This window comes from Roseibium sp. LAB1, from assembly GCF_054658235.1.
This window is the reverse complement of the sequence record NZ_BAAGIB010000001.1, coordinates 723761-734921: the sequence shown is the minus strand read 5'-3', so window position 1 is coordinate 734921 and position 11161 is coordinate 723761. Positions and strand designations below refer to the sequence as shown.

14 protein-coding genes and 1 riboswitch are annotated in these 11161 nt (G+C 59.1%); of the genes, 5 read left to right on the top strand and 9 right to left on the bottom strand.

From position 1 onward, the window contains the following. Nucleotides 1–529 precede the first annotated feature (529 nt). Complete coding sequence (gene aroQ, locus ACYQ54_RS03545; protein ID WP_460079404.1) at nt 530–1054, bottom strand: gamma subclass chorismate mutase AroQ; 525 nt, start codon at nt 1052–1054, stop codon at nt 530–532. A 51-nt stretch (nt 1055–1105) separates the two neighbouring features. Continuing rightward, nucleotides 1106–1339, bottom strand: a complete 234-nt coding sequence (locus tag ACYQ54_RS03540; RefSeq protein ID WP_460079401.1) for a hypothetical protein — start codon at nt 1337–1339, stop codon at nt 1106–1108. A gap of 324 nt (nt 1340–1663) precedes the next feature. Then, nucleotides 1664–1874: riboswitch (cobalamin riboswitch) on the top strand. A gap of 54 nt (nt 1875–1928) precedes the next feature. Here ACYQ54_RS03540 and ACYQ54_RS03535 point away from each other — a divergent pair. Beyond that, nucleotides 1929–2609, top strand: coding sequence for an energy-coupling factor ABC transporter permease (locus ACYQ54_RS03535; protein WP_460079399.1), 681 nt, complete (start codon nt 1929–1931; stop codon nt 2607–2609). A gap of 89 nt (nt 2610–2698) precedes the next feature. On the opposite strand, the gene ACYQ54_RS03530 is transcribed toward ACYQ54_RS03535, so the two are convergent. Together ACYQ54_RS03530 and ACYQ54_RS03525 are read right to left on the bottom strand one after the other, a co-directional pair. Continuing rightward, nucleotides 2699–3184 carry a YHS domain-containing (seleno)protein gene (locus ACYQ54_RS03530; protein WP_460079398.1) on the bottom strand — a complete coding sequence of 162 codons (486 nt, stop codon included), beginning with the start codon at nt 3182–3184 and terminating at the stop codon, nt 2699–2701. 190 nt (nt 3185–3374) lie between these two features. Next, entirely contained in the window at nt 3375–3746 is a 372-nt protein-coding gene (locus tag ACYQ54_RS03525; RefSeq protein ID WP_460079396.1) for a hypothetical protein, read from the bottom strand. 183 nt (nt 3747–3929) lie between these two features. Here ACYQ54_RS03525 and ACYQ54_RS03520 point away from each other — a divergent pair, with 183 nt between their 5' ends. After that, nucleotides 3930–4877, top strand: a complete 948-nt coding sequence (locus ACYQ54_RS03520) for an AraC family transcriptional regulator (RefSeq protein WP_460079395.1) — start codon at nt 3930–3932, stop codon at nt 4875–4877. A gap of 80 nt (nt 4878–4957) precedes the next feature. On the opposite strand, the gene ACYQ54_RS03515 is transcribed toward ACYQ54_RS03520, so the two are convergent. Then, nucleotides 4958–5899 (bottom strand): LysR family transcriptional regulator, encoded by a 942-nt coding sequence (locus ACYQ54_RS03515; protein WP_460079393.1) that lies wholly within the window; start codon nt 5897–5899, stop codon nt 4958–4960. 105 nt (nt 5900–6004) lie between these two features. Between ACYQ54_RS03515 and ACYQ54_RS03510 the strand changes: the two genes are divergently transcribed. Continuing rightward, the gene (locus ACYQ54_RS03510; protein ID WP_460079392.1) at nt 6005–6454 is read left to right on the top strand and encodes a cupin domain-containing protein; all 450 of its coding nucleotides are present in this window, start codon (nt 6005–6007) and stop codon (nt 6452–6454) included. A 7-nt stretch (nt 6455–6461) separates the two neighbouring features. Further along, complete coding sequence (locus ACYQ54_RS03505) at nt 6462–6848, top strand: hypothetical protein (RefSeq protein WP_460079390.1); 387 nt, start codon at nt 6462–6464, stop codon at nt 6846–6848. Nucleotides 6849–6913: 65 nt separating this feature from the next. Here ACYQ54_RS03505 and ACYQ54_RS03500 read toward each other — a convergent pair whose 3' ends face one another. Both ACYQ54_RS03500 and ACYQ54_RS03495 read right to left on the bottom strand, forming a co-directional pair. Then, nucleotides 6914–7636 (bottom strand): HAD family hydrolase, encoded by a 723-nt coding sequence (locus tag ACYQ54_RS03500; protein ID WP_460079384.1) that lies wholly within the window; start codon nt 7634–7636, stop codon nt 6914–6916. Then, nucleotides 7633–8133 (bottom strand): MarR family winged helix-turn-helix transcriptional regulator, encoded by a 501-nt coding sequence (locus ACYQ54_RS03495; RefSeq protein ID WP_460079379.1) that lies wholly within the window; start codon nt 8131–8133, stop codon nt 7633–7635. The genes ACYQ54_RS03500 and ACYQ54_RS03495 overlap by 4 nt, the downstream gene beginning before the upstream one ends. Before the next feature lie 248 nt (nt 8134–8381). On the opposite strand from ACYQ54_RS03495, the gene ACYQ54_RS03490 reads away from it, so the two are divergent. Then, nucleotides 8382–9203 carry an alpha/beta fold hydrolase gene (locus ACYQ54_RS03490; RefSeq protein ID WP_460081664.1) on the top strand — a complete coding sequence of 274 codons (822 nt, stop codon included), beginning with the start codon at nt 8382–8384 and terminating at the stop codon, nt 9201–9203. A 42-nt stretch (nt 9204–9245) separates the two neighbouring features. Here ACYQ54_RS03490 and prfH read toward each other — a convergent pair whose 3' ends face one another. After that, nucleotides 9246–9890 carry a peptide chain release factor H gene (prfH, locus tag ACYQ54_RS03485; RefSeq protein ID WP_460079377.1) on the bottom strand — a complete coding sequence of 215 codons (645 nt, stop codon included), beginning with the start codon at nt 9888–9890 and terminating at the stop codon, nt 9246–9248. Beyond that, complete coding sequence (locus tag ACYQ54_RS03480) at nt 9887–11083, bottom strand: RNA ligase RtcB family protein (protein ID WP_460079375.1); 1197 nt, start codon at nt 11081–11083, stop codon at nt 9887–9889. Before ACYQ54_RS03480 ends, prfH begins: the two co-directional genes overlap by 4 nt. Nucleotides 11084–11161: the final 78 nt, after the last annotated feature.

Sequence of the window (11161 nt, the reverse complement as noted above, 5' to 3'; positions counted from 1 at the left end):
GCCTTTCCGGTAGAAGAGAATGTCATTGCCACCCCGAAAATTCCAAGAATTATTCAAAAACAGAATCCGGTGCCGGTACAGTCAAAACAATTTATAGTTGCTTTGACCCAACAACAAACCACAAAAGTTACCAACAAACCAACAATGTCAAAAATACTATGCGTCAATGCTGATTTGACGCTTGGAGAGGCCCAGCGTCAGTTCAGATCGGGGCTGGAAAGGCAGTCGCCGTGTCCTGGAATCGTGCGCAGGCTACCGTTATTGGAGACATGGTCTCGATTGGCATTTCCAGGGATTGGATTTGCGTTCGTGAGAGACGTTTGCGAATTTCTGAACGGCGAACTGACCGGCCGGATTTTCACCCCGCATACGATGCGAGGTCTGACCGCAAGTAATTGCAAGGGCGTGCGTATCTGCCGCCGGGTCTCGGAAATTGCCGAGCGGCGTCAGCCGTAAACGTCAGTCGCGTGGCTTCGATAGCTGCTGGCGGTCAACAAAACCGTCGCAAGCCGGCTTCGAACGCGAATGCCTAGTCGTGGACGTCCACGAGGCCTTCGAAGAGTGCATTCTTCGCACCTTCTGACAGGCATTCCACGGTTACTGCATCAGCAAAGGCCTGCTTGTCGGAGGCTTCAACCGGGCTTTTTGCCAGCAACGTCAGGATGTCATCGCCAAGGCGCAGCAGCTCCGGCCGGACGTCCTTGATGAGGTCGGGAACGTTCTGAGGGCGGGGTTCGCCGCTGTCCCATCTTGCAATCCAGCAGGTCTGAATGTCCTTGGCGGCATCGATCTGAGCCTGGAAAAACAGCGTAACATTGTCGGCGGACAGACCGTTTTCGACAGCCTTGGCGCGGGCTGCATCCAGAACCACTTTTTCCCGCGGCAGGTCCTCGACGGGCTTGTCGTTGTCCGCTTTCCAGGCGGCAACCGGCTTCATGAAGGACAGACGCTCATTGATGGCGCTGAACAGTTCTTGCGGAGCCGCCCAGCCAGGGACGGCGGTGGCAGCAAGGAAGGAGGCCGCAAGAGCGGTCAGGGGAATCGATTTCAACATGCCGACAGACTTTCACAGGTGTGTTCCCGCTTCAAGTCTTCAGGTTGTGAGTTATTTCTTTTCAACCGACCTGCTGATTTCGGTGATCACACCGAAGGCCACGGCAGCCATTATCTTCAAAAGTCCGCTGTCGATGGCCTGTTCGCGGGTCATGTTACCAAGGAATATCCCCGGATACGGTTCTGCGATGGCGCCAAGGGCGACACCGGCGGCGAGACCGACCTGAATACAACCCAGGAAAAAGACGACGCCAGCGATAAGCGTTCCCAACTTCGTAAAGGGCATTGTAAAGTCTCACAATGTGCTTTGTATGCGATTGAGGTTACCTTTCATTATGGTTTCCGCAAGTAAAAGTAACAATTACCCTAAATATAGAAAAGTTTAATAAAACATATATATATTTTACATCTGCGTGATTTTGGCTGTAGATACTGAAATTACCTGAAGTTTCAATCTTTTGGCCGAGTGAATTTGTTTCGTGTCTCGGCTTTCCTGTTTGCCGAGACGACCGTTTTCACCCTGTATCCTCAGGGCGCAAAATTTCGGTGCAATGTCGCATTCTGGCCGAAAATGGCGAAAATTCGCTTGCAGTGTTTCGCCAATCCCTGCAAACCTAAAGCGTGCGATGGTTCCGCCCGAACAAGCGTAAGGGCGGATGAAATGGGAACACGGTGAGGCGTACCCAACAGGGACCTAGACCGTGGCTGCCCCCGCAACTGTAAGCGAAGAGCAAAGCCCTTCAAGCCACTGGAGTGATCCGGGAAGGCGGGCAGCGCAGAGACTCGCGAGCCAGGAAACCTGCCATCCAGCGGTCCCACCGGGGCCGACCGACAACATCTGCTCGCGCACGGAGGGTGCGCAATGGAGAAATGACATGCATATCGAACCCGGCATCGTCGACGGTGCCAAGATCGTTCTCAGCTACGGTACCGCTGCTGCTTCCTTCGGCCTCTTGGGCAAAATGGCCCTGGACACGATCCGCAAGAGCGGCCTCGTCAGCCTTGCCGTGCGCTCCGTCATCACGACGGTTGCCGTATTCTGCTTCTTTGAAATTCTGCCGCATTATCCGGTCGGCGTTTCCGAAGTGCACTTCATTCTGGGGTCCACCCTGTTCCTGATGTTCGGGGCCGGCCCGGCTGCCATCGGTCTTGCCGCCGGGCTTCTGCTTCAGGGCGCGCTGTTTGCCCCCTTCGATCTGCCGCAGTACGGCATCAACGTCACCACGCTGCTTGTGCCGCTGTGGGCCGTCAGCATGCTGGCCAAGCGGATCATTCCGGAAAAGACCGCGTATGTTGACGTCAGCTACGTTCAGGCCCTGGCCCTTTCCACCACGTTCCAGGCCGGTATCGTTGGCTGGGTTGCTTTCTGGGCGTTCTATGGTCAGGGCTTCGGTGCCGAGAACATGGCGTCTGTCGGCTCCTTCGGCTTTGCCTACATGCTTGTGATCCTGGGCGAGCCGCTGGCCGATCTGGCTGTTCTTGCCGCTGCCAAGACACTGGCACCGCTGACCAAGAACCTTGCGTTCGAAAGCCGTCTGCACGACGCGGCAGCCTAAGTCTCCAGGCTTTTGCTGATTTCAAACCACAAAGGGCGGCCTTGGGCCGCCCTTTTTTTGCCTGTCGGCCGGGTGAACCGGCGAACCTGTCAGAGATCCGTAGCCGCAGTCGTGCGGATCTTCTTCCAGTTGGCGTCGGCCTTGGCGATGGTGCCGGACTGGTCCTTCTGGAATTCGCGGAAGATCGCTTCGTTCAGGAACAGGTAGAGCTTGCCGTCGACAACGGCGGCGAATTGCGGGTCGCCGTCGAATTTCTTGCCAACGGAAACGCCAAAGGTGCAGAAGCCGCCGTTTTGCGGCAGATAATGGTCAGGATGCGCGGTGAACGCGTCCATGGCTTCCTGCGACGCGAAGTAATAGGCAACACCGTCGTGAACGGCGGTGTATTGCGCAGTTCCGTCAATGCGATTGCCCAGGCTGACAAAGGCCACAGGATCGACGCCGTGGAGGCCGAGCGGACTGCCGGCGGCGGTCAGCCCGCTGGAGGTGTTGTATTCGTCAGCAGCCAGCGCCGGGGCGGAGAGGACGGCAAGGCTCAGCAGCGTTGCGGCAACAGCGGATTTCATCAAGGACATTTTCTACTCCTGAAAGGATGTGAAGGTTGAAGGCCGGACTTGTTCCGGTGCCTCTACCTTGCGTCCGCTTTGCCGGTGTCTCCATGTCCGCAAGTTCCCGAGGATTTGCAGATCGTCCGGATTGCGGGGTAAAAAAACACCGGCTCGAGGGCCGGTGTTTTCACGCCAGTCTGCGGGTGGGAGACGCTGCTCAGGCAACCTGCGGAACCGTTTCCTGCGGTTTGGCAAGCCCGACCACGGTCAGAACGGCAATGGCGTTGACCAGGTAATAGGCAAAGTCGAGGCCGGTAAAGCCGAAGGCAAACGGTGCAGCCAGAAAGACGATGCCGACCGCAAAGTCGACAGCCAGATGGACCGAATAGGGCAGGATGCGAATGATCCCGGTCTGATGATCCGTCAGGATCGTCAGGGCAAGGGCCGCGAACCCGGTCAGGAAGGACAGCCAGAAGGCAAGCGGGTTGGATTGGCCAAGGTCCAGAAAAACAGGCAGGGATATCAGGCCGAGGGCGACAGGATAGTCGAGATAGGCATGCATGGTCTTGGTAACGAAGCGGAGGGACATCTTTCAAGTGCTCCAGGTTGGGTTGCCATGGGCGAATTGCCCACGTGCACAAAGATGTTGGCCTCTTCGGCTTCTATCCATGCACGAAAGTCCCTCAAAATTGACTGATCGTCCGGCAGCCTTGCGCTTTGTGAGATTGAGGCAAAAATGCCGAGGTAACACCCAAACCGGAACCCGACGCGCATGAAACACGACGCCCTGACCCAGATCCTGGACGCCTTGAAGCTTCGCGGCTCTGTCTATTTCCATACCTGCTTCTCGCCGCCCTGGGCGGTACGGGTGCCGGCTTTCGGCAATGTGGCGCGGTTCCACATGGCAATGCGCGGCGGTTGCTGGTTGGCTGTCGACGGACTGGAAAAACCGATCCGCCTTGCTACGGGCGACCTGGCAGTTATTCCGCATGGGGCCGCTCATGTCCTGAGCGATGAACCTGACCGTCCCGCTGCCGATGTGGACGAAGTCGTGCGGCAATCGGGATACACTGGTGAAGGCGCGCTCTATTATGGCGGTCCGGACGAGGAGCTGGCCTGCAAACTGTTCTGCGGCCATTTCGAATTCGAGGAAGGCTCGGTGCATCCGCTGCTGGACGCCTTGCCCGCCGTCATTCATCTGCCCAACACGCAGACGATGAATGCCTTCTGGCTGGAAGCGGTCATGCGTTTTGTTGCCAGCGAGGTGCGTGCCGGGCAGCCGGGGTCCGAGGCAATCGTCCACCGGCTGACGGAGATCATCTTCATCCAGGTGGTGCGTACATTTGTCGACAGGGAAGGGGACAGGGCCGGATGCCTGGCGGCGGTGCTCAACCCGAAGCTTGGACGCAGCATGTCCAAGATCCATCTGGCACCGGAAAAACCCTGGACGGTGGAGAGTCTTGCCCGGGAGGCAGGCATGTCCCGAACGGTTTTCGCCGACCGGTTCACAAATCTTGTCGGTATGACGCCGCTCGCCTATGTCACACACTGGCGCATGGAGCGGGCACGGCGGGATATCCGGGAGACCGATCTGCCCCTGATCGATATTGCCGAGAACATCGGCTACAGCTCGGAGGCTGCCTTCAACCGGGCCTTCAAGCGTCAGTTCAACCAGACGCCCGGGCAGGTGCGACGGCAGGGTGCGGGATCCTTCGCCTGAAATCTCTGCGACGCCGGTAGAGACAGGTGTCCTGTTCCGGGTCGTCACCCGGTCTTGTCAGCCGCGACATTCAGCTGGTCTCAAGGCTCTTCGTGAACGCTCGCCAGCAGGTTGATTATCTGGTCGCGAAGCCAGGCATGAGGCGGATCTGAGGTCATCTTGCGGTTCCAGACCATGATAATCCGGGCCGGGTCCACAGGCATGGGAGGCAAGTAGATCTCCAGATCGGAAATCGGTGCCATCCGCCGTGCGAACTGGGTGGGCAGCAGAGCGATGAGATCCGATCCGGAAACGGCGCGGCAGACGCCGCCGAACACAGGCAGCGTCATCGCAACGCGCCGCTTTCTGCCGACGCGTGCCAACGCGGCATCACCCATCGCGCTGCGCTTGCCTTCCGGAGAAAACAGCACATGTCCCAGGTCGCAGAAGAGATCGATAGGGATAGCCTCTCCAGGCGCAATGCCTGCGCGTTGGAGCCTCGGATGATTCCTTCGGGCGACCACGGAAAAACTTGAGGTGAACATCTCCCTGCTTTGAACCCACTCCGGCAACGGCGCGGCAAGAATCATAGCCAGGTCGACCCGATATTCTTCAAGCGTGTTGATGTAATTGTCCGGCACGAGATCAACCAGATGCACAAGCATTGACGGTGCGGTGTGTGCCAGATGGGCTGCAAGCCCGGGCATCAGCATCTCCGCAAAGTAGTCGCTGCCGGAAATCCTGAAACTGGCTGTCGATGTTTCGGGTCTGAAGGTTTGCGGGCCTTTCAGCAGAACGCTCAATGCCTCCAGATGATCGCGCAAGGGCACTTCCAGGCTTGCCGCGAAAGCGGTGGGTTCGAGATGCTGTCCCTTGCGAGGGAAAAGGTCGTCCTCAAGGGCCGTTCGCAGCCGCCCAAGAGCAGCGGATACTGCCGGTTGCGATAAACCCAGCCGTTCTCCGGCTCGAACGGTCGATCCTTCCTGGAGAACTGCATCCAGGACCTTCAGGAGATTGAGGTCGAAGGTCGATAAATTCACCATGGTAATAGACTATATGAGAAATATAGATTTTTCATATAGATTCTGCCGCGATAAGCTTCCTTCCACGAAAGCGCTTTCGTTTCCCGATGCTCAATGGAGGAAACGATGTCAGATATCTTGCTGGGTCCTGACGCCATCGAGTGGCTCGGAGTGACCTACCGAACCATTCTGTCGACCGGCGCGAGCGGCGGTGTCATGTCTATCGTGGATAGCGTCTCTCCACCGGGGTCCGGACCACCGAGGCACATTCACGAGGATGCCGACGAAACCTTCGTGCTGCTGACCGGAGACTGTGAATTCTGGCTTGAAGGGGAACGGTCGGTTCGAGGGCCCGGGCAGACAATGTTTGTGCCAAAGGGCAGGGAACACACGTTTCTCGTCGTCAGCGACCTGCCAAGCCGGCATCTCGTCATCCTGACCCCTGGGGGGCTTGAGAATTTCTTTGAGGAGATGGCTGCGGGCCAATTCAGAATTCCCGAAGATATGCCGGCCATCGAAGCATGCGCCCGCCGGTATCACCTGACCCTAACCGGTCCACCACTCAACGTGCAGTGAGGGCATCATGAACAGCAAGTCTCTTGGAACACTTTTCCTGGCAACCGGCGTGGTCTTCGCTCTCATGGGCATGGCCTGGGGCATCCAGATGTCCGTGACCCAGGATCACACTCTCGCGCCGGCACACGGTCACCTCAACCTGATCGGGTTTGTCGCCATGGCGATATTCGGCATCTACTACACGCTGACACCGCAGGCCGCGCAGGGCTGGCTCGGTAAGATCCATTACCTGTTGGCGGTCACGGCCGTTGTCGTACTGGTGCCGGGGATCAAATTCGCAATTGCAGACGGCGAGGAAGGTCTCGCGAAGGCCGGTTCCCTGCTGGCGGTTGCCATGATGGCTTTGTTTCTGGTTATCGTCCTGCGTAACGGGATCGGATCAAAGGACCGTTGAAGGACTTTCCCGGGAGGACCCATCCTGCCGGGGAGCCGTTTTTCGGACTGTCAGTCAGCCGTTCGTCACGCAGGTGCGCCGGCCATATACGCCGGCAAGTCGGCGACGCTGTTCAGAACAGCATCTGCCAGGGCTTCCAGGTCGCGACGTGCGCTTGTGCCTGTCAATACGCCGATGCACAGGCCGGCCCCTGCCGACCGGGCCATTTCCAGATCATGCGTGTTGTCGCCGACCACGGCGATCCGATCTGTTGCAAGGCAGGTTGCCTCGGCAAAGCCGCGTACCATTCCCGGTTCCGGCTTCGGGCCAAATCCGGTGTCGTAACCGGTTACAAAGGCGAAGCGGGGCGCAAGGCCTGTGCCGGCGAGAAAGGCACGGATGGCCGCTTCACTGTCGCTGCTGGCAACACCCAGGGTGAACCCGGATCCATCGAGAGCACCGACGGCCTCCGGAATGCCGGGGAGCGGTGCGGCATCATGCATGCAGCCGATGAAGGCCCGGTCAAGGTCTGCCGTCAGCGGGCCTTCCTGGAAGTCCGCACCGCAGGCAATCCAGGCCGCGGCGATTTCGGCGGAGTTGCCCGCCGCAAGCAGTGAGCCCGCCGCGGACTTGCCAGTCGCAAGGTCCATTCCGGTCTGTTCCAGCAGCTTTTCCGCCAGCGTACGGTCGCCCCTGGCAGCGTACAGCGAGGTTTCGCGATAGGCCGGCGCCCAGGTCGCATCGAAATCCAGAAGCGTGCCGTCCTTGTCGAACAGGATGGCCGTGATGTTGCCTGTGCCGTTATTCAACTCCGGTCTCCCGTGGATTTCAGGTTGGAACGCAAGGTGTCGAGAGTCGACTTCAGATCCTCAAAAGCCTTGTTCGAAAGGCCCGATGCCTCTGCCACGCATTGCGGTACTGCCGCGGCTTTTTCCCTGAGTGCGCTGCCTTTGGCCGTCAGGCAGACATTGACAACGCGCTGGTCGTTTGTATCGCGCACCCGGGAGACAAGCTCCATCGCTTCCAGGCGTTTCATCATCGGTGTCAGAGTGTTGTATTCGAGGCTGAGCGCATCACCGATATCCTTGACAGTGCGCTCGTTCCGGCGCCACAGCAGGGTCATCACCAGGTATTGCGGATAGGTCAGGCCAAGCTCTTCCAGCAGCGACCGGTAAAGGTGGTTGAAGGCAAGATTGGCCTCATAGACGGCAAAACAGAGGAAATCGTCGAGATCTCCACCGAGGCCGTCCGGGCTGGTGTTCGTCAAGGGCTCCGAGGCGCCTTTGTTTTCAGTGCGTTCTGACATGAACCGTTCCTAAGCAGCATTTTTTTTCTTGGCAAGCGTTGACAGAGCGAACTTGCCGATACATATACATCGCACACGATTAAATCGTGCACGAGTTAAATGGAGATCATCCGATGGGAAACAAGATCGTTGGGCCGCAGGTCAACCGTCGCCAGGCGCTGATTGGCGGCGGTGTCCTTGGGCTCGGTCTGGTGATGGCGCCGAGGTTCGGTGCCGCAAAACAACTGCTTGAACAGGAGAATCTGAAAATGACGACATTCACGACATCAGATGGCGCAGAGCTTTTCTACAAGGACTGGGGGCAGGGGCAGCCGATCGTCTTCTCACATGGCTGGCCGCTGTCGGCTGATGCCTGGGACGCGCAAATGCTGTTTTTCGGCCAGAACGGGTTTCGGGTGATTGCCCATGACCGCCGCGGCCACGGCCGCTCCAGCCAGCCCTGGGACGGCAACAACATGGACCGCTACGCGGATGATCTGGCCGAACTGATCGAGCATCTGGACCTCAAGGACGTGATCCTGATCGGTCATTCGACCGGTGGCGGCGAAGTTGCCCACTATGTTGGCCGGCATGGCAATGACCGGGTCGCCAAGGTCGTTCTCGTCGGTGCGGTGCCACCTCTGATGCTGAAGACGGCAGACAATCCGGACGGCACACCGATGGAGGTGTTCGACGGTATTCGCCAGGGAACTGCCTACAACCGATCGCAGTTTTTCAGGGACCTGACGGTGCCGTTCTATGGGTTCAACCGTGATGGGGTCGAAACCAACCAGGGTCTGCAGGAAAGCTTCTGGTTGCAGGGCATGGCCGGTGGCATCAAGGGGCAGTACGACTGTATCCGAGAGTTCTCGGAAGTAGACTACACGGCAGACCTGAAGGCCATCAAGGTGCCGACGCTGATCGTACATGGCGACGACGACCAGATCGTGCCCATCAAGGCGTCTGCCCATCGGGCTGCGGAGATCGTCGATGACGCTACCTTGAAGATCTTTGCGGGCGGCGGCCACGGTCTTGCGCAATTGCAGGCCGAGGAGTTCAACAACGACGTTCTGGCATTCATCCGCGGATAAGCGGTGTCGGTAAAAACGGGCGGCTCGGTGAGCCGCCCCTTTTCAGTTCTTGATTTCCTGGAACGAGTCTCCCCGAAAGACCCGAACCGGATTGCCGCGTTCCAGTTGGCCGTGTTTGCGGTTTTGTTCTGACCGGTTCCGGGCTGCTGCTTCCTGCTCCCTCAACAGAAACCTGGCCTTCAGCCGTTCCAGGGCGACCTGCCGGTTGCGGTGCTGGGAGCGTTCGTCGGTCGAAGCCGCCGAAATGCCGCTGGCGACATGGGTGATGCGAACCCCGCTGTCGGTGGTGTTCTGGTGCTGGCCACCGGGACCGCCGGAGCGGAAGGTCTCGATCCTCAGTTCCTGCGGGCTGAGGTCAGCGGACGGCTCCCGGTCCGTTTGCAAGGGGAAGACACCCACAAACCAGTTCTGCCGCTTGTGATGCGGGCGGAACGGGCTTTTGCAGATCCATTGCACCGTCCCGGTCCAGCGGGCAGCAAAGCGCATCGCGTCTTGCCCGCTGAGCGAGACCAGGGCAGAGGCCGGATCGTCCTTTGCTGCTGTTTCCGGCACCTCAACTTCAATCCGGAGGCCGGATTGACCGGCTTCCCTTGTCATCTTGTGCAGAACAAGTGCAAGCGCCCGGCGGCATTCGCGTGGTCCGTCACCGCTTGTCACCAGCAGCCTCAGGCAAGGCGATGTGGTCATCGGGCTGCCCTCCGGTTCTTCAGACGCTGCTGTTTGTCTTGCCGCGCCTTATCCCGTTGCTCTGTTTCGGCTTTCTTGTAGGTCAGCAGCGGTTTCAAGCTTGCCACGGCGTCAGCAAGTCCTGCCGAGGTCAGGTCTTTGACGACCTGTGCCGGATCCTTGTAGGCGTTCGGAGCTTCCTCGATCAGCAATTGGCGGTCCTCGCAGATCACAAGGCCGCCGAAGGAGGTCCTTGTCAGGGCCTGCCGGTCGGAACGGGTGGCACCTGCGCGGCCAGTCATGGAGCGCCTGTCGTATTTGCGACCCGCACCGTGGGCAAGGGAGGCAAGAGCCTCGGGCTTGCCGCCTGCCGGTTTCAGGAGATAGCTCATTGCATCCCGTGAGCCTGCAAGCGGGACAAGCGGCAGATCAGCCTTGGCGGCCCCCTTGCGATGCAGCACTCCCTTCGCGCTGACCTCGATCAGGTTGTGCGGGACATCGCAGAGCGAGCGGAGATCGCAGCGCAAGGCTTCGGCCGCCCGCTCGGCAATCAAAGCCCGGTTAAGCGCTGCCCAACGAACAGCCCTCAAGTGGGCATCCAGGTAAGCTTTCCCGGCCGAGCCTTCCGGGTCCAAGCCGGCAAAGCCATCAAGAATGCTGCCGAACACGGCCATACCAAGTGACCTGGAGCCGGAATGGACAAGCAGAACAAGGCTGCCCTTGTTCAAGCCCGCTGCGGCCGAGGGGACCTCGTCGGCAAGTGCTTCCACCATCTGCAATTCGCAGAAGTGGTTGCCACCGCCAATGGTACCAAGTGCTTGTGCGTGCAGGTCGGCAGGCAGGTCCACTGCCTTCAAGCGAGACGCGGCATCACCGTTCCATGGCCCCTCGAGTGTACGAAGTTTCTGCGCAACCTTGTCCTGCCGCAGTTTGCGGAAGGGAAGGTCGAGCTCAAACAGGCTCATGCCGCAACCGATATCGTTGCCGATGAGCTGCGGATAGACCCGATCGGCCAGAATGGCGCTTCCGACCGGGCCGTATTTGCCCGGGTGCAGATCCGGGAACGCTGCGACGTGCGATACGCCTGCCATGGCCGCGACGATCTCAAGTTGGTCTTCCGCCGCCCCTTCAATCCAGGACGCAGCGGAATAGAAACGATGGATGGGGGCCACGCCTTTGGCCGGCGCAGCACCATCCTCATGAGAAGTGCCCATGTCGGGAACCTTTTTGAAAACAGGATAAGGCTCAGGAGCAAGATGATCTTGTCCTGGTCAGCCTTCGGCGCACCGCTA